Here is a 22,034-nt window from a genome sequence, read left to right as displayed (position 1 = left end):
GGCCGGAATTCGTCAGTGCATGGTCATCCATTCGCGGGCTGCACGAAGCGCCTCGGCGAGCTGGATCTTGCTCATGGTCTGGGCGAGATCGGCGCGCAGCTCGGCAGCGCGGTCGCAGCCCTTGATCGCGGCGATGTTCAGCCACTTGTGTGCCGACACCAGGTCAACAGGGCAACCGCGGCCGGTCGCATACATCAGACCCATGTCGCGGAAGACATCAGCCCGGGTTTCGCCACCCATCGTGGCATTTTCGGAATTGTGCATTTCAAAGCGTGCCATTGGTTTTGTCCCTGTTTGCCTGGTTTCTCGGTGGTCCCTGTTTTCCCTTGCGGGCCCTTCCGAAACGGCGCCGGATCTTTGTCCGGTCATTCTCGCTTTGGTCGGGTTTGGCGGGGTTTTTCCCTGCTCGTTTGATGGGTTCACTATGCCAAACGGTCTTCAAAACTCGCTTAAAATGCATCCTTAATTTGCTGAAAACAAAGTACAAAAGCTTCGTAAACTTCGGATTCCGTTAAGCATCGCTTCCCCTACAACCCAAGGATTTCCGCTCAAAATTTACGAAAGCTTCACGCTGTGAAATCAACCGATTTTTCACCATGATTTCGGAAGGCAATTCGCAGAAATGCAGGATTTGCTGCGATCCGAGGCTTTCCACCGCTCGATTTTCGCGGCGGATTGCATTTTACCTTTACGTGTGCGTAAGATAATTCTTAACCGTTGGACGGCTGCGGAGAGGACCGTCTCCGACCACGGGAGAGGACCATCATCTCGGGAGGAGAGATCAGACCATGCGTTCCATCATCATTGCGGCAGCCCTTGCGCTTTCGGCCTTCACCGCTCAGGCCGCCGAGCCAATCGAAGGCAACTGGAAAACGGCATCCGGCGCCACGGCCCAGATCGCACCCTGCGGCGGCGCTTACTGCGTGACGCTGAAGAGCGGCAAGCACAACGGCAAGCAGATCGGCAAGATGTCCGGCAGCGGCGACAGCTACAAGGGCGAGATCACCGATCCGGAAACCGACAAGACCTATGCGGGCTCCGGCTCCGTCTCCGGCAATTCGCTGAAGATGCGGGGCTGTGTCATGGCCGTGCTCTGCAAGACGCAGACCTGGTCGCGTCTCTGAGGCGATCGACGTTTGTAAACAGCGAAGGGGCGCCGGCTACAACCGGCGCCCTTTTTCGTTTTCAAGAACACCGTCCAAGACCGACGCCGTTTTGCACTTCTGGCAAAATGACTTTGTTAACAAACTCGGGCTGCCGGTTAACGCTTCTGAATGCCAGATGAATTGGGATCTCAGGCCGCATTCAGCCCGGCTTTGCTAGAACCTCTCCAACGGTTTGCAAAGGAGTTCACGACATGGGCACGCTGGCACGACGCTTCACCATCATCTCTGTGACCATGGCGCTTTTCGCCTTCATGTTCGCGCAGCTCGTGGTCAACAACCAGCCGGGCCTGCGACACACGTCATCGGGACTGGTCGCGAGCTGCGCGCCGACAGGCCTCAACAGCTGCCGCCCGAGCCTCTGATTGAAACCAGGGCGCAGGCTTGGTCGCAGACCGACGCCAAGAAATCTTGACGCATCCCCCATGACGTCGTTTGCTTGTCAGATTTCGTCTCCTATAATGCGCCATGAACACACGAATCCTGTCCCCAGCACCCCAGAACTCCATCAGCCCCGAGCCCTTTGCGCCTCAGGCCTTCACAGATGCGACGGCCGCGGTCGACGCGCTGACGGCGCTTTACGAGCGCAATACGAATTTCCTGATCGAGGCCTTTTCGTCTCTGGCCAAGGGCGGTCCGATCGAGGGTCGATACCGCGCCTTCTATCCGCAGGTCAGCATAGAGACGACGAGCTTCGGCCATGTCGACAGCCGTCTCTCCTACGGCCACGTGACCTCGCCCGGCATCTACACCACGACGATCACCCGGCCGCAGCTCTTCCGGCATTATCTGAAAGAGCAGCTGGCGCTTCTGATGCGCAATCATCAAGTGCCGATCACGGTGTCTGAATCGGCAACCCCCATTCCGCTGCATTTTGCCTTTGCGGAAGGCGCGCATGTCGAGGCGTCTGCCGGCGGCCTCGTCGACATGCAGCTGCGCGACATCTTCGATACGCCTGATCTCACTGTCACCGATGATGAGATCGCCAATGGCGAATACGAGCCTCTGCCCGGCGAACCGCATCCGCTGGCGCCGTTCACGGCACAGCGCATCGATTATTCGCTGGCGCGGCTGTCGCATTACACGGCAACCGGCGCCAATCACTTCCAGAACTTCGTGCTTTTCACGAACTACCAGTTCTATGTGGACGAGTTCTGCGCTTATGCCCGCAAGCTGATGGCGGACGGAAACAGCGACTACACGGCCTTCGTCGAGCCCGGCAACATCGTGACGCCATCCGGTCATGCTGAGCCCACGGAGGGCGTTGCCCTCGGACGCTTGCCGCAGATGCCGGCCTATCATCTGAAGAAAAAGGGGCATGGCGGCATCACCGTGGTCAATATCGGCGTCGGCCCTTCCAATGCCAAGACGATCACCGACCATATCGCCGTGCTCAGACCGCATGCCTGGCTGATGCTCGGCCATTGCGCCGGGCTTCGCAACAGCCAGCGCCTCGGCGATTATGTCCTGGCGCATGCCTATATGCGCGAAGACCACGTGCTCGACGACGATCTGCCCGTCTGGGTGCCGATCCCAGCGCTGTCGGAAGTGCAGCTGGCGCTGGAAGACGCGGTCGAGGAAATTACCGGCTATGAGGGCTTCGAGCTCAAGCGCATCATGCGCACCGGCACCGTCGCCACGATCGACAACCGCAACTGGGAACTGCGCGACCAGCGCGGACCGGTCAAGCGGCTTTCCCAGGCGCGCGCCATCGCACTCGACATGGAATCGGCCACCATCGCCGCTAACGGCTTCCGCTTCCGTGTGCCCTACGGGACGCTGCTTTGCGTCTCCGACAAGCCGCTGCATGGCGAGCTGAAGCTACCCGGCATGGCGACCGCCTTCTATAAGACGCAGGTCAGCCAGCACCTGCAGATCGGCATCCGGGCACTGGAAAAGCTCGGCGCCATGCCGACCGAAGCCCTGCATTCGCGCAAGCTCAGAAGCTTCTTCGAGACGGCGTTTCAATAATAAAGACAATCCCGGGCGGCCCACTGGCCGCCCGGTTTCGTTTACGCCCGCCAGGCGTCGAGCGTCTTCACCCCAAACCGGATCTCGGGCGGAAGCTGGAAGATGAAATAGGGGTTGAGGACGGGCAAGGCACTTGCCGCCTCCAGTCGATCCCGATGCGGGCCGTCCAACGTGATTAAGAGCGAGGCGAAGTTCTGCAGCAATTGCTCTGGACGGCTTGCACCGACCAGGACCGACGACACGCCCGGTCGGGTCGCGACCCAGGCGAGAGCGACCTCCGCCATCGGTCGTCCGAGGTCTGCTGCGACATCCCGCAGCGCATCGACGATCGCAAAATTGCGCTCGGTGAATAACATGCCGCCGAACGGATTGTCGCCGGAGAGGCGCCCCCCTTCGCTTGCCCCCTCGCCGTTGTCCGCATCGGCCGGCAATGCCGGCACACGGTCAGCTTCTGACAACATGCTGCGGTCGTATTTGCCGGTGAGCAGCCCCGCGGCAAGCGGGCTCCAGGGGACCATGCCGAGGCCCAGCTGCTGTCCGGCCGGCAGAAGCTCCAGCTCCGCGGCGCGATCGATCAGGGAATAGGCATATTGCAGCCCGATCGGCCTCGGCAGGCCGTGCGCCTCCGCCAGCGTCGCCAGACGCGTGACGTACCAGGCGGGGGTGTTGGAGAAGCCGTAGTGCAGGATTTTGCCGTCACGGACCGCGCTCGCAAGCGTCTCCAGGACTTCCTCGACCGGTGTCGTCCGGTCCCAGACATGTATCCAGTACATGTCGATATAGTCCGTCTTCAGGCGCTTCAGCGAGGCATCCAGCGACTGACGGATGTTCTTCTTGCCGTTGCCGCCGCCATGCGGACTGCCGGTTCCCCGCGCGAAGCCGGATTTCGTTGCGACCACGAGGCGATCGCGCAGCTTGCGCTCGGCCATGAAGCGGCCGAGCATCTCTTCACTCTGGCCGCCCGAATAGATGTCGGCGGTGTCGACAAAATTGCCCCCCGCCTCGACATAGGTGTCGAAGAGCGTGCGGGAGATGCTTTCTGCCGCGCCCCAGCCCGCGGCACCGAATGTCATTGTGCCGAGCGCCAAAGGGCTCACGGCGAGGCCGGAGCGGCCAAGAGTGCGATAGTTTTCGAGGCTCATCTGATTATCTCCTTGGGAAGGTCTCTGTCACTCCATGGAGATAGCCCGGCCTCAATGCCCCGATTAGCGCTTGCGCCCGGCATGCGCTTGTGAGCAGTTTGCATGAATGGAACGCAACGAGCTCAACGATCTGCTAGCCTTCGCCACTGTCGCCCGTGAGCGCAGCTTTACCCGGGCTGCGGCGAAGCTCGGCATTTCGGCTTCGGCGCTCAGCCATGCCATGCGCAATCTCGAAGCGCGGCTCGATGTGCGCCTCCTGTCACGGACCACCCGCAGCGTCGCCCCGACCGAAGCCGGCGAGCGGCTCCTCGAAACGGTATCGCCTGCGCTCGCCAGCATCGAGGAAGGGTTGGCGGGGCTGGCGCATTGGCGCGACCGCGTGTCCGGCACCGTTCGCGTAACGGCATCGACCTATGCCGCGCAGACGGTTCTAATGCAGAAATTGCCGGGCTTCCTGCTCGACCACCCCGACATCAAAGTGGAGATCAATGTCGAGGATCAGCTGACAGATATTGTGTCAGAAGGCTTCGACGCCGGTATCCGGTTTCATATGTCGGTCGACAAGGACATGATCGCAGTCCCTGTCGGACCGATGCTGCGCACGGTCGTCGTGGGCACGCCCGCTTATTTCGAAAGGCATCCACCGCCGCAGACGCCCGCGGATCTGAAGGATCACGTCTGCGTCGGTTTCCGACTGAAGTCCGGCGCGGTGATGGCCTGGGATTTCGAGGAAGATGGCCGAGAGTTTCGCTTCCGCCCGTCAGGCCAGTTCATCGCCAATGACGGCCCGCTGATGGCCGCCGCGGTCCGGGCCGGCGCAGCACTCGGCTACATGATGGAGGAGGAAGTGGTCGAGGACATCGCCGACGGAAGGCTGATCCAGGTTCTCGACGCCTGGTGCGTGCCCTTTCCCGGCCTGCATCTCTATCACCCGAGCCGCCGCCAGCAACCGCCGGCACTTCGTGCCCTGATCGAGGCGCTGCGCCTCTGAATGCGTCTATCTTGTCGGGTGCGCCTTCAAGCCTCGACGATCTTCGCCTCGCAGCGGACAGGGAAATTGACCGAATTGGCGATGAAGCATTTCTCATGCGCGTCGCCATGAAGGTCCAATGCGAGCTCCGGAAAGGTACCGCGCTTGATGGTAACGCGCGGCTTCAGCAAGACGTCGACAAACCGTCCTGTGCCATTGGCATCCATCTCCATCACGCCCTCGGCCTGATCCTCATAGGCCGTGACGATGACGCCGGAGACGGCGCAGAAATGCAGGTACCAGAGCTTGTGGCAGGCCGAGAGCGAGGCAAGGAAGAGATCCTCCGGGTTCCACCGGGCCGGATCGCCACGAAAGGCCGGGTCGGCGGAGGCCTGAATGTCCGGCTTGCCTTCGGCCGAAATCAGGTGGTCGCGACCATAGTCCCTGTAGCCTGACGTCCCGGTTCCGGCATTGCCCTGCCAGGTGATCGTCACCCGATATTCATGCCGCTTTTCGCCCATGCTTCGTCCTCCCCAGCGATTCCTGACGCATCATAGGCGCCGGTGCCTGTCAAATCCAAGCATGGAGAGCGCCGGAATTTTTGTGACAAATCTTGCAAAGACCACTCTAAGATATATCTTAGATGCAATTCTAATGGAGAAAGCCATCATGAGAAAGTGCCATCCCGACCGCGGAGAACGCGGCAATCCCTTCTTCGCCTTTCGCGAAGCCATGCATGCCATGCGTCACGGAGGTGCCTTCGGCGGCCCGATGGGCGGAGGCCCGCGCGGACGCGGCGGAGAGCGACGACGCATGTTCGAGGGTGGCGAGCTGCGCCTCGTCCTCTTGAAACTTGTCGAGGACCAGCCTCGCCACGGCTATGACCTGATCCGCGAGATCGAGACCCTGTCGGGCGGTGCCTATGCCCCTTCGCCCGGCGTCGTCTATCCGACCATGACGCTGCTTCTCGACATGGGGCTCGCGGAAGAGCATGAAAGCGATGGACCGCGCAAGCTGATGACCATCACCGAAGCCGGCCGGACACATCTCGCAGAGCGGGCCGACGAGGTTGCAACTGCCATAGGGCGGCTGACCGCGCTTGCAAAAGTCAGCGAAAGAACCGATGCAGCCCCGGTGCGCCGCGCCATGCACAACCTGAAACAGGCCCTGCATGACTGTCTGTCGCGCGAGACAACCACGCGCGAGACGCAACTCGAAGTCGCCCGCATCCTTGACGAAGCGGTCGGCAAGATCGAAAGGCTCTGACCATGGCACAATCCACGACAACCGTTCCGACTGAAAACGGCTGGAAGTATTTGCAACAACTCTGCAAGCATTGGGCGCACAAGCTCGAGGTCGAACTCGACGAGGAAAACCACAAGGCCGTGGTGAAGTTTCCCGAAGCGAAAGCATCCATGCAGTCTGACGCGTCGAGCCTCTCGGTCTTGATCGAGACAGAGGATCCCGCCAAGCTCGATACCTACCAGGGCGTGGTAGCCAGCCACCTCGACCGCTTCGCCTTCCGCGAGGCGCCTTTGCCCTTCGACTGGAAGGCAGCATGAAGCGATCTGCCTGACGACGAGAGCGGCCTTGCCAAATCACATCGAGGCCGCTCTAACTTGTCCGACAACAGGAGGACAAGCTCATGACCGCACTCACCATCCCCGATCTCGCCGGCGAGGCCGTGCTGATCACCGGCGCATCGAGCGGCATCGGTGAGGCCCTCGCCCGGGCTTTTGCAGCACAAGGCGCCCTGGTCGGGCTGCATTACAATTCCAATGCGGAAGCGGCGCATGCCATCGCCCGCGACATAGAAGCCGCCGGAGGCAGCGTTGTGCTCGTGAAAGCCGATGCGGCGTCATCGGAGGCCATGGCGGCGGCGGTCGCACATGTGGCCGAGACCTTCGGCCGGCTCGATGGCGTCATCAACAATGCCGGCAGCATGATCGCCCGTGTTCTCTATGAAGAGATGACGGACGCCCATTACGACAAGGTGATGGATGTGAATGCCCGCTCGGTGATCGCCACGACGCAGGCTGCCGTGCCGCATCTCAAGCGTGAGGGCGGCTTCGTCATCAATACGACCTCGGTCGCGGCCCGCACGGGCGGCACCGCAGGCTCCGGCGTCTACGGCTCGTCGAAGGCCTTTGTCGGCGCCGTTACCAAGGGCATGGCGCTGGAATTCGGCAAATACAATATCCGCGTCAACGCGGTCGCACCGGGCGTGATCACCACGGCTTTCCAGGACAAATATGCCCTGCCGGGGCAGCTCGATCAGGTGGCCGGCAGCGTGCCCTTGAAGCGCACCGGCACACCGGAGGATTGCGTCGGCGCCTATCTCTTCCTGGCGTCCCCCACGCTCTCGGGCTACATCACCGGCCAGACGATCGACATCAATGGTGGGCAGTTCATGCCGTGAGAGCGGCTCGACATCACAGTTCGTAGGGAACCGTGATCTCTGGATGGTGGCGCGGGAAACCCTTTGTATCCCGTGTCAGCAACTGAAGGCCGCTTGCCTTGGCAGCCGCCCAGATCATCGCATCCGGTAGTTTAAGCCTGTGGCTCTGCCGGACGATCACCGCATGATTGGCGACATCCTGTGTCAGTCCAATAACGTCAAAGCCTCTCAGAAAGGCGCGTGTAGCGTCGCCCAAATCAGGCGGGGCTCCGACCATCACCTCTATACAAGTGATGATACTGATTGCCCGTTCCGGGTAGCTGTCCAAGACCTGCTGCGCCTCAGGCACGCCGTTGAGCACGTCGATCACGATATTCGTGTCGAAGAGTACCTTCACCACTCGGAACGCAGTCGACGCTGGACGGCAAGTCCGTCTTCGGCGTTGCCCCAGAGCCCGAACCCACTGCGAACAATATCATCCTTCTGTCGATCCAGCAGTTCACCGACGGCTTCTCTGATCAATGAAGCACGCGATACCTGCTTTTCGGCAGCAAGCCTATCCAAGGCTTCTATGTCGGCGTCTGGAATATCCACCAGCGTACGCATGGCATCCTCCGAGTGATATCGCACATATATATCACCTTACGAAGGAGGGTACCAGAGATGGAGCGCGGTCTTACCCCTCGCCCCTGTTGTCCTTCAGCCAGTCCAGACCATTGCGCAGCGTGTCCACCGCCTGGTCGATCTGCGACCGCTCTATGATCAGCGGCGGCGAAAACAGCATGCGGTCGCCGGTGGCGCGCAGCACGACGCCGGCATTGACACACTGGTTGCGGACGGCAGTGCCTGTATCATCTGGCTTCTTGAAGCGGCGGCGGGTCGCCTTGTCGGCGGCGATCTGGACGGCACCCATCAGGCCGACGCTCACGGCTTCGCCGACGAGCTCGTGGTCGGTGAGTGAGGCGAGCGCCTGGGCGAGATAAGGGCCGGTATCGTCGCGGACGCGCTCGACCAGGCCTTCTTCCTCAATGATGCGGATATTCTCAAGCGCTGCGGCGGCTGCCACCGGGTGACCGGAATAGGTGTAGCCGTGATAGAAATCGCCGAGTTCGTTGACCATGACTTCCGCCACGCGGTCGGAGACCAGCACGCCGCCGATCGGAAGGTAGCCAGAGGATAGGCCCTTGGCGATCGGCGCGAGATCCGGCTCGAAATCATAATGCTGGTGGCCGAACCACGACCCCAGACGGCCGAAGCCCGAGATGACTTCATCGGCGACAAGCAGGATCTGGTACTTGGCGCAAATGCGCTTGATTTCCGGCCAGTAGGTCGAGGGCGGCACGATGACGCCGCCGGCCCCCTGGATCGGCTCTGCGACGAAGGCTGCTACATTTTCCTCGCCGAGCTCGATGATCTTCTCTTCAAGCTCGCGGGCGACCTTCAGGCCAAAGTCCTCGGGCGTGAGATCGCCGCCCTCGGCATACCAATAGGGCTGGTTGATGTGGTGGATACCCTCGATCGGCAGATTGCCCTGCTCGTGCATCCACTTCATGCCGCCGAGCGAGGCGCCAGCGACCGTCGAGCCATGATAGGCATTCTTGCGGGCGATCACCTGCGTCTTCGTCTCGTGGCCGAGGGCCTTCCAGTAGACGCGCGCCATGCGGAACCAGGTGTCGGAGGCTTCCGAGCCGGAATTGGAGAAGAAGACGCGGTTGATCTTCGGGCCGGTCTTTTCGGCGATCTTCTGGGCGAGCAGCGTGGTCGGCGGCGTCGTCGTGCCGAAGAAGGTGTTGTAATAGGGGAGTTCCAGCATCTGGGCATGCACGACATCGGCGATCGACTTGCGGCCATAGCCGACATTGACGCACCAGAGGCCTGCGAACGCGTCGAGATACTGCTTACCGGTCGAGTCCCAGATATGCACGCCTTCTGCCCGGGTGATGATCTTTGTGCCGGATGCGTTCAGCTTCTTCATGTCCGAGAAGGGGTGAAGATGATGCGCGGCATCAATGGCACCGAGATTGGAGACGGCGGTTACTGGCTTGTTCATGGGTCGGATCCTCGGCCGGGGCGGAAGCTCTTGCTTTCACGGCCAAACATGGTCCGTGCGGCTGCCTTGCCTCGCATTGAAAGGCGGAACATTATCGGCTACGAACATGACCGTCCAAAACGCGTTTGGCAAGGCACCGATTGCCGCGTCCCTCCGGCCAAATCCGCCCAGAAAAGCCAGCGAGAGTTTCCCCATGACAGCATTGACCGAGGCCGCCGATCAGACCGCAGCCGACCCTTCCGCGCGCATCGAGGTGCTGCTCGTCGGCATGAATGGCGACCTGCGCGGCAAGATGATTCCGCTGAAAGCGGAGGACAAGGTCTGGAAGAACACGGTCCGTCTGCCGGCCTCCACCCAGTCGCTCGACATCTGGGGCGACGACAATGACGACATTACCAAGATCTCGCTGACGCTCGGCGATCCCGATGGCATCTGTACGCCGGACAGGAACTCGCTGACCACCCTTCCCTGGGGGCCCGCAGGCTCCAAGCAGGTGCTCGCTACCATGCATACGCTCTCAGGCGAGCCGCATTATGTCTGCCCACGCGCCATCCTCGCCAACGTGCTGAAGCGCTTCGAGGAGAAGGGCCTGACGCCGGTTGTTGCCACCGAGCTCGAATTCTACGTGATGGAGCCCGATTTCCGGGAAACCGGCGTGCCGATGCCGCCAAAAGCACTCGTCATGAACGGCGAGGTCGAGGGCTATCAGCTCTATGACATGCGCGCGACCGCTGCGATGGAAGACTTCCTCGCCACCGTGCGCGGCTATTGCGATGACATGGGCCTGCCGGCGGACGCGACGACCGCCGAATTCGGCCCCGGCCAGTTCGAGGTCAACCTCCTGCACAAGCCGGACGCCATGGCCGCTGCCGACGACTGCATTTATCTGAAGCGCGTCGTCGATTTCGCCGCCCGCCGCCACGGCTTCAAGGCCACCTGCATGGCCAAGCCTTACGGCGATCACGCCGGCTCTGGCCTGCATGTGCATGCCTCGATCATCGACAAGGACGGCCGCAATATCCTCGACGCCAAGGGCGGCGATCCGGTGAAGCTGAAGTCGATCACGGCGGGCATGCTGAGGTCGATGCAGGACGCGCAGCTGATCTTCGCGCCCTTTGCCAATTCCTATCGCCGCTTTCAGCCGGGCTCCTTTGCGCCCGACAAGATCGACTGGGGTTTCGGCAATCGCGGCACAGCAATCCGCATTCCCGACAAGGACGGCCCGGCCGCCCGCATCGAGCACCGTGTTGCGGGAGCGGACGCCAATCCGCATCTGCTGCTCGCCGCCATCCTCGGCGGCATCCTGCTTGGCCTCGACGAGGATCTCGACCCCGGTCCGGTCACGACGCCGGACAGCGCGCCCGAGAACCCAGACATGCTGACCTATGATTTCCTGACCGCCGTCGAACGCTTTCGCGCGTCTGCCTTCATCGCCGACATCTTCGGCGCCGAATATCAGCGCATCTACGGCGACACCAAACGCAAGGAAGCCATGGCCTTTCTGCGTACCGTCTCGAGCTTCGATTATCAGACCTACCTACCGCGGATCTGACCCTTTCCCCAGCCACCGGAAACCTCGCAGACGCGGCCTTAAGGCCGCGTTGTCGCATTTCGGGCGGGATTTGGCGCTATAATTTTATTTCGTCATAAAACGGTCACACGAAATCTTCGTGCCAAGTGACAGGCTACCCCTCCAATTTCCTCCCTAAAATTAGGGTGGCCACAAAAAATGCGGCTTGCCACCTCCGCACGAATATTCTTCTGTCCGTTTCCGTTAACGTGAACTGGGAGTTCAAAAACGATGTCTATCCAGACGCGCCGGTTGCTCGGCACCTCACTTCTCCTCACCTCCTTGATGTTTGGCGCAAGCCAGGCGCTGGCCGAAGTCGTGCTTCATCGCGGCAATTCCGGCGAACCGCAAACGCTCGACCAGGCCAATACTTCGATCGACATCGAAGCCTTCATCCTCAAGGATCTCTACGAGGGCCTGACGATCTACGACGCCAAGGGCGAAATCGTGCCCGGCGCTGCCGAAAGCTGGACCATCTCCGACGATGGCACCGTCTACACCTTCAAGATCCGCGAAAACGCCAAGTGGTCGGATGGCTCGCCGGTAACGGCTGAAGACTTCGTCTACTCGATCCAGCGCGTCCAGAACCCGGAAACCGCCGCGAAATACGCCAACATCCTCTACCCGATCAAGAATGCCGAAAAGGCCAACAAGGGTGAAGCGAAGCTGGAAGAAATCGGCGTCAAGGCCGTCGACGAGAAGACCCTCGAGGTGACCCTCGAGCGCGCAACCCCGTTCTTCCTCGAACTTCTGGCCCACCAGACCGCCCTGCCCGTCTCCAAGGCCAGCGTCGAAAAGAACGGCAAGGATTTCGTCAAGCCGGGCGTCATGGTGTCCAACGGTGCCTACAAGCTCGAAAGCCACGTGCCGAACGACAACCTCGTCGTCGTGAAGAACGAGAACCATTGGGATGCCGCCAACACCCAGATCGACAAGGTCGTCTTCTACCCGATCGACGACCAGGCCGCTTCTGTTCGCCGTTTCGAAGCCAAGGAAATGGACCTCGTCTACAACTTCTCGGCCGACCAGATTAATCGCCTGAAGGACAGCTATGGCGAGCAGGTCCGCGTTTCGCCGTCGGCCTCGACCTACTACTATGTGTTCGACACCCGCCAGGAGCCTTACAGCGACGTCCGCGTCCGTCAGGCGCTCTCGATGGCCGTCGACCGCGACTTCCTTGCCAACGAAATCTATTCCGGCGCCCAGCTGCCGACCTATTCGCTGGTTCCGGACGGTCTCGGCGGTTACGAGGCAGCCAAGGCGGACTTCGCCGAGATGTCGCAGCTCGACCGCGAAGACAAGGCGATCGAACTGATGAAGGAAGCCGGTTACGGTGAAGGCGGCAAGCCGCTTAACATCGAGATCCGCTACAACACCAACCCGAACCACGAGCGCGTGGCGACGGCTGTTGCCGACATGTGGAAGAACACCTTCGGCGCAACGGTCACCATGACCAACCTCGACGTGGCCTCGCACTACGCCTATCTGCAGGAAGGTGGCGCGTTCAACGTCGCTCGCGCCGGCTGGGTCGCAGACTACGCGGATGCTGAAAACTTCCTCGGCCTCAACGTATCCACCAACACCTCGTTCAACTACGGCAAGTACAACAATCCGGAGTTCGACGCGCTGATGGCAAGCTCCTACACCGAGGGCGATGCCGACGCCCGCAAGAAGATCCTGCATGACGCCGAAGTCATCCTGATGCGCGATCAGCCGATCGCTCCGCTGATGAGCACAGCGAACCTGTGGTTGGTTTCCGACCGCGTCAGCGGCTGGCAGGACAATGCAGCCAACGAGCACCTCAGCCGCTTCCTGAGCGTCGCTGAATAATCTCGTCACGTGACCGGACGACGCACGGTTCAAGCCGCGCGTCGTCCATTCAGGAGCAGGACATGACATCCTTCGTGCTGCGGCGGCTGATGAGCGCCGTCCCGACGATCTTCATTGTCGTCACCATCTCATTCTTTCTGATGCGCTTTGCGCCCGGCGGCCCCTTCAATCTCGAGCGCCCGCTTCCGCCTCAGACGATGGCCAACATCATGGCCACCTACAAACTCGATCAGCCGCTGATCACCCAGTATCTGAGCTATATCGGCAATGCTGTCACCGGCGATCTCGGCCCGAGCTTCATCTACAAGGACAACACCGTCTCCGAACTGATCGGCAAGGCCCTGCCCTATTCGATCCAGCTCGGCGGTATCGCGATCCTCGTCGCGCTGATCGGCGGTGTATTGCTCGGAACCGTTGCTGCACTCCGGCAGAACAGCGCGCTTGACTTTGCCGTCATGTCCTTCGCGACAGTCGGCGTCACCATCCCCAATTTCGTGGTGGGTCCGGTGCTGACACTGTTGTTTGCCGTTATCCTCAACTGGCTGCCGGCCGGTAGCTGGGGCGATGGCTCGCTGCGTTACCTGATCCTGCCGGTGACCGCACTTGCCTTGCCGCAGCTTGCCGTTTTCGCCCGCCTCACCCGTGGTGCGATGATCGAAGCGCTGCATACCGACCATATCCGCACAGCCAAGGCTTACGGCCTGCCCTCGCGTGTTGTCGTCGTGACCCATGCAATGCGTGGCGCGATGCTGCCGATCGTCTCCTATCTCGCGCCTTGTGCCGCCGCACTTCTGACAGGCTCCGCCGTGGTGGAGACGATCTTCACCATTCCCGGTGTCGGTCGCTACTTCGTGCTCGGCGCGCTCAACCGCGACTATCCCCTCGTCATGGGCACCGTCATCCTCGTCGCCGTGTTCGTGATCGTCTTCAACCTGTTGGTCGACATCGCCTATGGCCTGCTCGATCCGAGGGTTCGCAATGACTGATATCACCGTTTCCTCCCAGCCGGAGATCAGCGGGCGGAGCCTGGCTCAGCTCGCGATGATGCGCTTCCGACGCAACAAGGCCGCCATCTCGGGCTGCGTGCTGTTGGCTTTCGTAACCCTATTCTCCTTCGCTGGCCCCCTGTTCGTGCCGCATAGCTACGACCAGGTCTTTTCCTCCTACGTCAACGTGCCGCCGAGCCTGACCCCGCGGCCGGATCCCGAGACGCTGCAGGACGTGGCCGAAAGCGTGGCCCAGCGGGCTAGAGTGACACTCGACAGCTTTACGGTCGAGGATGGCCGCTTCACTGCCGTGATCAGCTCGGATGGGGAAATCGATCCCCGCACGATCCGCTATTTCGACCGAAACAACGAGTTCAAGAATTCGGAAGTCGTTGCGCAATCGGAAGACGGAAGCAGCCTGACGGTCTCCGGCACCGTGGACCAGATCACATTCCCCTTCGGCACCGATTCCAACGGCCGCGATCTGCTCGTCCGCGTCATGCTCGGCGGGCAGATCTCGCTCGCCGTCGGTCTGGCGGCCAGCCTCGTCTCGCTCGGCATCGGCGTCGTCTATGGTGCGACCTCGGGCTATCTCGGTGGCCGCGTCGACAATGTGATGATGCGTATCGTCGAGATTCTCTACTCGCTGCCCTTCGTCTTCCTCGTCGTTGTCCTCGTCGTGTTTTTCGGGCGATCGGTGATCCTGATCTTCCTGGTCATCGGGGCGGTGGAATGGCTGGAAATGGCCCGCATCGTGCGCGGCCAGACACTGTCGCTTAAACGCCGCGAATTCGTAGGCGCGGCGGAGGCGCTCGGCCTCACCGACTGGCAGATCATCCGCCGTCACATCATCCCGAACACGATCGGCCCGGTCATCGTGTTCGTCACCGTCATCGTGCCGAAGGTCATCCTGCTCGAGAGCTTCCTGTCTTTCCTCGGGCTCGGTGTTCAGGCGCCGCTTGCCAGCTGGGGCACGCTGATCTCGGAAGGGGCCGCCAGCATGCAGAATGCGCCGTGGCTTTTGATCTTCCCGGCGATCTTCTTCGTGGTGACGCTGTTTTCGTTGAATTTCGTGGGCGACGGCCTGCGGGATGCGCTGGATCCGAAGGACCGATGAGCATGGACGACAAGACCAACAACGAAACCGTGCTCGACGTTTCCAACCTCAAGGTGACGTTCGCGACGCCCGACGGCACCGTGGAAGCGGTCAAAGGCATCAGCTTTTCGGTGAAAAAAGGCGAGACCCTCGCCATTGTCGGCGAATCTGGCTCCGGCAAGAGCCAGACCATGATGGGCATCATGGGCTTGCTCGCCAAGAACGGCGATGTCACCGGCGAAGCCGTCTATGGCGGACGCAACATCGTCGGCCTTCCGATCGGCGAGCTGAACAAGGTGCGCGGTGCGAAGATCACCATGATCTTCCAGGAGCCGATGACCTCACTCGACCCGCTTTACAGGATTGGCAAGCAGATATCAGAACCGCTGATCCATCATCGCGGCATGAGCAAGACGGAAGCGCGCGCCCGCGTGCTGGAACTCCTGAAGCTCGTCGGCATTCCCGATCCAGAGCGGCGCATCGACAGCTATCCGCACGAGATGTCCGGCGGCCAGCGCCAGCGCGTCATGATCGCGATGGCCTTGGCCAACGAGCCCGACGTGCTGATCGCGGATGAACCGACGACCGCGCTTGATGTCACCATCCAGGCGCAGATCCTCGATCTGCTGGCCGACCTGCAGAAGCGCTTCGGCATGGCGATCGTGCTGATCACCCATGACCTCGGCGTGGTCAAGCACGTGGCCGACCGTGTCGCTGTCATGCGCAAGGGCGAGATCGTCGAAACGGGAAGCCGCGATGCGATCTTCGGCAACGCCCAGCACGACTATACGAAGATGCTGCTGGCGGCAGAACCCTCTGGTACAAAGCCGCCGCCGGCTGACGATGCGCCGGTCGTGCTGGAAGGTCGCAATGTCACCGTCGATTTCGACATCGGCAGCGGTGGCTTCCTGCGTCCGAACCGTACCTTCCGGGCTGTCGACCAGGTCAGCGTCCGGCTCCGCCAGGGCCAGACCATCGGCATCGTCGGGGAATCGGGATCTGGCAAATCGACGCTCGGACGGGCGCTTTTGAAGCTGCTCGCAGCCGATGGCGCCTTCCGCTTCGAGACGGCGGATATCTCGAACCTCGACCGGGCCGGCATGCGCCCTTTCCGCAAGCAGCTGCAGCTGGTGTTCCAGGACCCCTATGGCTCACTCTCGCCGCGCCAGACGGTGGGCGAGATCATCACCGAAGGTCTCTACGTGCACGAGCCGCAGCTCAGCCGCGCCGAGCGTGATGCGCGGGCGATTGCGGCCCTGAAGGAAGTCGGCCTCGATCCGGCAGCCCGCAACCGCTATCCGCATGAGTTCTCAGGCGGCCAGCGTCAGCGCATCGCGATAGCCCGCTCGATGATCCTGAAGCCCAAGGTCGTCATCCTGGATGAGCCGACCTCAGCACTCGACCGCTCCGTGCAGCGTCAGGTGATCGAACTGCTGCGCGACCTGCAGGACAAGCATGGGCTTTCTTACGTCTTCATCAGCCATGACCTCTCGGTCATCCGCGCGATGTCGGACCATGTCATCGTGATGAAGAACGGCAAGATCGTCGAGCAGGGTGGAACCGAGGCGATCTTCGATCATCCGCAGGAAGACTATACCCGCGACCTGATCGCGGCGGCCTTCAGCCACTGAGCTCGGTTCATCCATAAACCAGAAAGCGGCGCCCCAATTGGGCGCCGTTTTCGTTCATGCCGGCGCCTGCGGCCGCGCCACGAGCACCTTCAGCTGTCCGGCATGGATCTTGATCTCGACGTCAGCGGGCATGCGCAGGAGTTCACCGTCGAGGACACAGGCGGCACCCTTGCGATGTTTGGGGAAATGGAGATGCACCTTCTCCGCAGTCGAGGCGGTCACTGCCTCGTTCTCCTTGAACTTGCCTCTGATGATATCGAAAGCCAGCTTGCCGACGCCGGTCGGCTCCAGCGGCTCCGCCAGATAGACGCCGAGCCTGCCGGTATCGACCCGGTCGGCGAAGAACAGCGAATTATTGCCAAGCGGATTGTTGGAGACGGAGATCGCCGAGACCGGGCGCTCCTCGCTGCGGCCGTCGCCGTCTATATCGAAGACGACCTCGAAGCGCGGCGGATCAAGCATCACGCCGAAGGCTGCACTCGTGCTTGCCCGGATCTTGCCGATACGGGAGGCAAAATTCATCTGGTTGCGCATCCGGACCATGCGGGCGTGCAGACCTGCGGAAAACTGGTGCACGAAGGGACGACCGTTCGCCGTTGCAATATCGACGTTGACAACGGTTGCGTCGGCCAAGAGGTCGAGTACCTTCCAGATATCGAGCGGTAGCTTCAGCGAGCGGGCAAAGAGGTTCATCGTGCCGGCGGGGATGATGCCGAGCGGCACGCCGGCTTCCCAGGCGATGCCTGCGGCCGTGGATATCGTGCCGTCCCCACCGCCGGCCAGAAGCGCATCAAGGTCGCTCTCTTTGCTGGCATTTTCCAGAGCTTGCACAACTTCGTCGCCGCCCACGACATCGCAGATGAGATCGTGCCCCCTGGCTGCAAAGGCGCGGGTTGCCGTCTCGCAATAGGTCTGCATGTCGGTGGTCTTGAAGGTGCCACCGTCGCGATTGAGTACCGCCTTGATTTTCATGTCGCCCTTTCGCGGCCCTTGAGAGGCCAAAGCTCACAACGTGTCGACGCCTCGAAAGTTTCGAGGGCCGCCTGCAGATCGATAGCGCGCGAGCAAATTTCAAGGTGGCGAGCAAAAGCCTTTGCCGCAGCGCACACAGATATGATAAAAAACAATCCCGCTCTAATGGCCTTCTGGCTCCCTTCTTTCATTTCGGCTTCCTCGGAAGCGCGTTTCGCGTGGCAAGGTTCTCTTGCGCGCCCATGGTGTTTTCATGACCGAATTCGCTTCTTCTCCCACCGCCGAACTGCAGCAGTCCCCGGCCCTGACGCCAACCACGATCATGCTGATCGAACTGGCGCTCGCCGCCGGCGGTTTTGGCATCGGTACTGGCGAGTTCGTAATCATGGGGCTCTTACCGGAAGTCGCAGAGACCTACGGGGTCGCCGTGCCTCAGGCGGGCCATGTGATCAGCGCCTATGCGCTTGGTGTCGTCCTTGGCGCGCCGATCATCGCGGCACTTGCCGCCAAGCTTCCGCGCAAGACGCTGCTCTTGCTGCTCATGGGCCTTTTCGCCATCGGCAACTTCGCCAGTGCACTCGCCACCGAATTCTCGACATTCACGCTTCTTCGCTTCATCACCGGTTTGCCGCATGGCGCCTATTTCGGCGTGGCGGCGCTGGTTGCCGCTTCCATGGCGCCGCCGAACCGGAGGGTGCGGGCTGTGGGGCGCGTGATGCTGGGACTGACGATCGCTACGCTGATCGGCACTCCAATCGCGACCTTCCTCGGCCAGATGATGAGCTGGCGGGCCGCCTTCTTCCTGGTGGCGGCCATCGCAGCACTGACCGTTGCCCTGATCGCTCTTTATCTGCCGAAGGACGAAGTCGCCGAAGGAGCCAGCATCCGCCGCGAGTTGTCGGCCTTCGGGCGCCTGCAGGTCTGGCTGTCCTTCGGTGTCGCAGCCGTTGGCTTCGGCGGGATGTTCGCGATCTTCAGCTACATAGCGAAGACCGTGACCGATACTGCCGGTCTTCCGGCCAGCATGGTGGCCGTGGTGCTTGCCCTGTTCGGTATCGGCATGAATGTCGGCAATGTCGTCGGCAGCCGATTGGCCGACTATTCGCTGAAGGGGACGATCGGCGGCATGCTCGCCTTCAATATCGTGCTGATGGCGGTCTTTTCGCTCACCGCACACAATTCGATCATGCTCTGCATCTGCGTCTTCCTCACCGGCTGCGGCTTTGCCGCCTGCCCGGCCGTGCAAACCCGTCTCATGGATGTGGCGGCCGAAGCGCAGACGCTTGCCGCCGCGACCAATCATTCCGCCTTCAACATTGCCAATGCGCTGGGCGCCTGGCTCGGTGGCATGGTGATTGCCGCCGGCTATGGCTACGCCGCCACCGGCTATGTCGGCGCGGTGCTCTCGGCCTTCGGCCTGATCATCTTCCTGATTTCCGTTGCTTTGGAGAAAAGGCCGTCACGCGGCTGAAGCGGTCTGCAGGGTCTACTTGAGGGGACAGTCGGGAAATTGCTAACCATCCTTTCGCGAGGGCGTGACATGGTCGGCATCCTCAAGTGAACCAGGGTTCTTTTCTGTGCCTGAAGGCAGAAAATGTGCATTCTTGCGCAGAACAAATCTATGTTCTTAATGGGCAGCGTGCAGACGCAAGACAGGAGTTTCCCCATGCGAGCCATCGGTTTCTACACTCCCCAGCCCATCACCTCAAAGGGCGCCCTGGTCGATCTCGACCTGCCGATGCCTGAGGCATCCGGCCATGACCTCCTGGTCGAAATCAAGGCCGTCTCGGTCAATCCCGTCGATACCAAGGTTCGCCGCAACCAGACGCCGCCGGCCGGCGAAGCCCGGATCCTGGGCTATGATGCGGCGGGTGTGGTCAAGGCCGTCGGTCCGGATGTCAGCCTCTTCAAGCCAGGAGATGAGGTCTACTATGCCGGCGCGATCAATCGACCAGGCACCAATGCCGAATATCACCTCGTCGACGAACGCATCGTCGGCCTGAAGCCGAAGACGCTCTCCTTCGCGCAAGCCGCCGCCCTGCCGCTGACAGCCATCACAGCTTACGAGGCGCTGTTCGACAGACTGAAGGTGAGCGATCCGGTCCTTGGCGCCGGACGGTCGATCCTGATCACGGGCGGTGCCGGCGGCGTCGGCTCGATTGCCATCCAGCTTGCCAAGGAACTGACTGACCTCACCGTGATCGCCACCGCCTCTCGGCCTGAGACGGCGGACTGGGCAAAGTCTCTCGGTGCCGATCACGTCATCGACCACAGCAAGCCGCTCGCCCAGGAATTTGCGGCGCTCGCCATCGACCCGCCGGGTTTCATCTTCTCGGTGACCCATAGCGGCCAGCACCGACTGGCCATGGCCGAGATCATCGCACCGATGGGCCGCATCTGCCTGATCGACGACTTCCCCGAAGGCTTCGACATCCTGGCCTTCAAGCAGAAGGTCGTGTCGCTGCACTGGGAGTTCATGTTCTCCCGGCCGGTCTTCCAGACGCCTGACATGATCGAGCAGCACAAGCTCTTGATGCATGTTGCCGAACTCATCGACGAGGGTAAGGTCCGAACGACGCTCGATACGGTGCTCGGGCCGATCACGGCGGTAAACCTGCGCGAGGCGCACCGACTGATCGAGAGCAACCGCACGCGCGGCAAGATCGTGCTGGAAGGTTTTCCGGCTTGAGCCAGTCCTTAGCGGCCGCCGTCTCTGCGGCGGCCGCATCCTACGCGATCAGGTGCGAACCGGGAGCTTCAGCGGCGCGCCGGTCTTGACGCTCCTGATCGCAAAATTCGACCGGATGTCGGTCACGTTGGGCAAGACGAGCAGCTTTTCCGTCAGCAAGGTCTCGTAAGCTGAGAGATTTTCGACGACGACTTCTGCCAGGAAATCGGACTCGCCCGAAATCATGTAACAGGCAACGACTTCGGGAATGTCAAGCAAGGCCTCGTGCAGCGCATCGGCATTCTCGCGCGTGTGGCGCGCCACCTTGAAGGCGACGAAGACCGTGAGTTCGAGCCCGAGCATCCGACGGTCGAGATCGGCACGATAGCCACGGATGATGCCGCTTTCTTCCATCAGCCTGATACGTCTGAGGCAAGGTGATTGCGAGAGCCCGACCTTCTCGGCAATCTCGACATTGGTGGTGCGTGCGTCATCCTGCAGAAGCTTGAGGATCGCGTGATCGAACTTGTCGAGCTTTGGCAGCAAGTGAAACTCCAGCGCATCTTTTTGGCACATTCTGCCAAATTACTAACCGTGGGGCGTGCATTGCGCAAGGACACGTCAGAGCGAACGGCATAAGATTGGACGCAAGCATCATCTTCTGGAGCACCCATGTCTGCCGTCGGCACCACTCCCCTTCCCGGCTCCGGCCGCTCAGCGCTGGGTGCATTGTCGGCGCTGTCCGTCGTGCTCATCTGGGCCTCATGGCTCGTCTCCACGCGCCATAGCGTCGGCGCCGGGCTTGGCCCCCTCGACCTCAGTCTTCTGCGTTATGGTATTCCGGCGCTCGTGCTGGCCCCGGTCTGGTGGCGTACCGGGTTGTTTCCCAAGGGCGCCATGGGACCACTCGGCCTGATGATTCTCGGCTCCGGCGCGCCCTTCTTTCAGATCGTCGCCTTTGGCATGCGCCACACCCCTGCCTCGGCCGCCGGCGTTTTGCTGCCGGGGCTGATGCCGCTTGCGGTCGCAGTCATCGGGATGGCATTCCTCGGCGAACGACCCGACCGATGGCGCAAGGCAGGCATGGTTGCGATCCTCGCAGGCGGCGGCATTCTGCTCGCGGGCAATCTGGGGAGCGACGGGCTCGGCTGGATCAGCTTCACCATCCTTCCCATCGGCGCGACGCTCTGGGCTGTCTATACCCATTCCTTCCGCCGCAGCGGACTCGATGCCTTCGAAGGTGCCGCGCTGATCTGCGTCTGGTCGACCCTTCTCAACCTTGCGGCCCTGCCCTTTGTCGGCACGCAATTCCTGACGGCTCCTTTGGAGGAAATTGCGCTGCAATCCGTCACACAGGGCCTGCTTTCGGGCTTGGTTGCCACCTTGCTCTATGGGACGGCCGTTCGCGCGCTTGGCGGAACCCAGGCTGCCGCCTATACGGCGATCACGCCCGTGGCTGCGGCCATTGGCGGTGCCGTGCTGCTTGCGGAGCCGCTCGGCATCTCGGTCCTTGGTGCGGCGCTTGTCACCGGGCTCGGCGTCCTCTTGTCCACCGGCCTTTTGTCCCGACGTCCGCCCGCAGGTTGA

23 protein-coding genes are annotated in these 22,034 nt (G+C 61.5%); 15 read left to right on the top strand and 8 right to left on the bottom strand.

Features of this window, described 5'->3' with window-relative positions; all coding sequences use genetic code 11:
* Window positions 1-12: 12 nt before the first annotated feature.
* Window positions 13-279, bottom strand: coding sequence for an SEL1-like repeat protein (locus ACQKP1_RS06755; RefSeq protein WP_006727350.1), 267 nt, complete (start codon window positions 277-279; stop codon window positions 13-15).
* Between the two features lie 509 nt (window positions 280-788).
* Between ACQKP1_RS06755 and ACQKP1_RS06750 the strand changes: the two genes are divergently transcribed.
* The 3 genes from ACQKP1_RS06750 (at window position 789) to ACQKP1_RS06740 (ending at window position 3,134) form a co-directional block, all read left to right on the top strand.
* Complete coding sequence (locus tag ACQKP1_RS06750) at window positions 789-1,124, top strand: DUF2147 domain-containing protein (RefSeq protein WP_076395390.1); 336 nt, start codon at window positions 789-791, stop codon at window positions 1,122-1,124.
* A 233-nt stretch (window positions 1,125-1,357) separates the two neighbouring features.
* On the top strand, window positions 1,358-1,528 hold the full coding sequence (locus tag ACQKP1_RS06745; protein WP_203014242.1) for a hypothetical protein: 171 nt from the start codon (window positions 1,358-1,360) through the stop codon (window positions 1,526-1,528).
* 103 nt (window positions 1,529-1,631) lie between these two features.
* The gene (locus ACQKP1_RS06740; RefSeq protein ID WP_203014239.1) at window positions 1,632-3,134 is read left to right on the top strand and encodes an AMP nucleosidase; all 1,503 of its coding nucleotides are present in this window, start codon (window positions 1,632-1,634) and stop codon (window positions 3,132-3,134) included.
* 41 nt (window positions 3,135-3,175) lie between these two features.
* On the opposite strand, the gene ACQKP1_RS06735 is transcribed toward ACQKP1_RS06740, so the two are convergent.
* Window positions 3,176-4,276 carry an aldo/keto reductase gene (locus ACQKP1_RS06735; RefSeq protein WP_427274685.1) on the bottom strand — a complete coding sequence of 367 codons (1,101 nt, stop codon included), beginning with the start codon at window positions 4,274-4,276 and terminating at the stop codon, window positions 3,176-3,178.
* Window positions 4,277-4,382: 106 nt separating this feature from the next.
* On the opposite strand from ACQKP1_RS06735, the gene ACQKP1_RS06730 reads away from it, so the two are divergent.
* Window positions 4,383-5,267 carry a LysR family transcriptional regulator gene (locus ACQKP1_RS06730; protein ID WP_427274684.1) on the top strand — a complete coding sequence of 295 codons (885 nt, stop codon included), beginning with the start codon at window positions 4,383-4,385 and terminating at the stop codon, window positions 5,265-5,267.
* A 26-nt stretch (window positions 5,268-5,293) separates the two neighbouring features.
* On the opposite strand, the gene ACQKP1_RS06725 is transcribed toward ACQKP1_RS06730, so the two are convergent.
* On the bottom strand, window positions 5,294-5,767 hold the full coding sequence (locus ACQKP1_RS06725; protein ID WP_427274683.1) for an OsmC family protein: 474 nt from the start codon (window positions 5,765-5,767) through the stop codon (window positions 5,294-5,296).
* A 148-nt stretch (window positions 5,768-5,915) separates the two neighbouring features.
* Here ACQKP1_RS06725 and ACQKP1_RS06720 point away from each other — a divergent pair, with 148 nt between their 5' ends.
* The 3 genes from ACQKP1_RS06720 (at window position 5,916) to ACQKP1_RS06710 (ending at window position 7,665) form a co-directional block, all read left to right on the top strand.
* Entirely contained in the window at window positions 5,916-6,512 is a 597-nt protein-coding gene (locus ACQKP1_RS06720; RefSeq protein ID WP_427274682.1) for a PadR family transcriptional regulator, read from the top strand.
* A 2-nt stretch (window positions 6,513-6,514) separates the two neighbouring features.
* The gene (locus ACQKP1_RS06715) at window positions 6,515-6,808 is read left to right on the top strand and encodes a DUF2218 domain-containing protein (RefSeq protein WP_427274681.1); all 294 of its coding nucleotides are present in this window, start codon (window positions 6,515-6,517) and stop codon (window positions 6,806-6,808) included.
* An 83-nt stretch (window positions 6,809-6,891) separates the two neighbouring features.
* On the top strand, window positions 6,892-7,665 hold the full coding sequence (locus ACQKP1_RS06710) for an SDR family NAD(P)-dependent oxidoreductase (protein ID WP_427274680.1): 774 nt from the start codon (window positions 6,892-6,894) through the stop codon (window positions 7,663-7,665).
* A gap of 13 nt (window positions 7,666-7,678) precedes the next feature.
* Here ACQKP1_RS06710 and ACQKP1_RS06705 read toward each other — a convergent pair whose 3' ends face one another.
* The 3 genes from ACQKP1_RS06705 to ACQKP1_RS06695 all read right to left on the bottom strand — a co-directional run bounded on the left by ACQKP1_RS06705 (window position 7,679) and on the right by ACQKP1_RS06695 (window position 9,694).
* Window positions 7,679-8,044 carry a type II toxin-antitoxin system VapC family toxin gene (locus ACQKP1_RS06705; RefSeq protein WP_427274679.1) on the bottom strand — a complete coding sequence of 122 codons (366 nt, stop codon included), beginning with the start codon at window positions 8,042-8,044 and terminating at the stop codon, window positions 7,679-7,681.
* Window positions 8,038-8,250: a ribbon-helix-helix protein, CopG family gene (locus ACQKP1_RS06700; protein WP_427274678.1), complete on the bottom strand. Its 213-nt coding sequence runs from the start codon at window positions 8,248-8,250 to the stop codon at window positions 8,038-8,040. The genes ACQKP1_RS06705 and ACQKP1_RS06700 overlap by 7 nt, the downstream gene beginning before the upstream one ends.
* 70 nt (window positions 8,251-8,320) lie before the next feature.
* Window positions 8,321-9,694, bottom strand: coding sequence for an aspartate aminotransferase family protein (locus ACQKP1_RS06695; RefSeq protein ID WP_427274677.1), 1,374 nt, complete (start codon window positions 9,692-9,694; stop codon window positions 8,321-8,323).
* Between the two features lie 193 nt (window positions 9,695-9,887).
* Here ACQKP1_RS06695 and ACQKP1_RS06690 point away from each other — a divergent pair, with 193 nt between their 5' ends.
* The 5 genes from ACQKP1_RS06690 to ACQKP1_RS06670 all read left to right on the top strand — a co-directional run bounded on the left by ACQKP1_RS06690 (window position 9,888) and on the right by ACQKP1_RS06670 (window position 16,807).
* Window positions 9,888-11,246 carry a glutamine synthetase family protein gene (locus ACQKP1_RS06690; protein ID WP_427274676.1) on the top strand — a complete coding sequence of 453 codons (1,359 nt, stop codon included), beginning with the start codon at window positions 9,888-9,890 and terminating at the stop codon, window positions 11,244-11,246.
* Window positions 11,247-11,495: 249 nt separating this feature from the next.
* Window positions 11,496-13,094 (top strand): peptide ABC transporter substrate-binding protein, encoded by a 1,599-nt coding sequence (locus ACQKP1_RS06685; protein ID WP_427274675.1) that lies wholly within the window; start codon window positions 11,496-11,498, stop codon window positions 13,092-13,094.
* A gap of 62 nt (window positions 13,095-13,156) precedes the next feature.
* Complete coding sequence (gene oppB, locus ACQKP1_RS06680) at window positions 13,157-14,080, top strand: oligopeptide ABC transporter permease OppB (RefSeq protein WP_427274674.1); 924 nt, start codon at window positions 13,157-13,159, stop codon at window positions 14,078-14,080.
* Window positions 14,073-15,197 (top strand): ABC transporter permease, encoded by a 1,125-nt coding sequence (locus ACQKP1_RS06675; protein ID WP_427274673.1) that lies wholly within the window; start codon window positions 14,073-14,075, stop codon window positions 15,195-15,197. The genes oppB and ACQKP1_RS06675 overlap by 8 nt, the downstream gene beginning before the upstream one ends.
* 2 nt (window positions 15,198-15,199) lie before the next feature.
* Window positions 15,200-16,807 carry an ABC transporter ATP-binding protein gene (locus ACQKP1_RS06670; protein WP_427274672.1) on the top strand — a complete coding sequence of 536 codons (1,608 nt, stop codon included), beginning with the start codon at window positions 15,200-15,202 and terminating at the stop codon, window positions 16,805-16,807.
* Between the two features lie 54 nt (window positions 16,808-16,861).
* On the opposite strand, the gene ACQKP1_RS06665 is transcribed toward ACQKP1_RS06670, so the two are convergent.
* Window positions 16,862-17,779, bottom strand: a complete 918-nt coding sequence (locus tag ACQKP1_RS06665) for a diacylglycerol/lipid kinase family protein (protein WP_427274671.1) — start codon at window positions 17,777-17,779, stop codon at window positions 16,862-16,864.
* A gap of 253 nt (window positions 17,780-18,032) precedes the next feature.
* Here ACQKP1_RS06665 and ACQKP1_RS06660 point away from each other — a divergent pair, with 253 nt between their 5' ends.
* Together ACQKP1_RS06660 and ACQKP1_RS06655 are read left to right on the top strand one after the other, a co-directional pair.
* Window positions 18,033-19,250 (top strand): MFS transporter, encoded by a 1,218-nt coding sequence (locus ACQKP1_RS06660; protein ID WP_427274670.1) that lies wholly within the window; start codon window positions 18,033-18,035, stop codon window positions 19,248-19,250.
* A 195-nt stretch (window positions 19,251-19,445) separates the two neighbouring features.
* Complete coding sequence (locus ACQKP1_RS06655) at window positions 19,446-20,468, top strand: zinc-binding alcohol dehydrogenase family protein (protein ID WP_427274669.1); 1,023 nt, start codon at window positions 19,446-19,448, stop codon at window positions 20,466-20,468.
* A 48-nt stretch (window positions 20,469-20,516) separates the two neighbouring features.
* Here the strand turns inward: ACQKP1_RS06655 and ACQKP1_RS06650 are convergent, their stop codons facing one another.
* Window positions 20,517-20,990 (bottom strand): Lrp/AsnC family transcriptional regulator, encoded by a 474-nt coding sequence (locus tag ACQKP1_RS06650; protein WP_427276419.1) that lies wholly within the window; start codon window positions 20,988-20,990, stop codon window positions 20,517-20,519.
* Window positions 20,991-21,119: 129 nt separating this feature from the next.
* On the opposite strand from ACQKP1_RS06650, the gene ACQKP1_RS06645 reads away from it, so the two are divergent.
* Complete coding sequence (locus ACQKP1_RS06645; RefSeq protein ID WP_427274668.1) at window positions 21,120-22,034, top strand: DMT family transporter; 915 nt, start codon at window positions 21,120-21,122, stop codon at window positions 22,032-22,034.

It is taken from the genome of Allorhizobium sp. NPDC080224 (assembly GCF_050281005.1).
In the GTDB taxonomy this organism is placed as follows: Bacteria; Pseudomonadota; Alphaproteobacteria; order Rhizobiales; family Rhizobiaceae; genus Allorhizobium.
The sequence above is the reverse complement of the archived record's forward strand: the minus strand, read 5'-3'. Positions and strand labels throughout refer to the sequence as shown.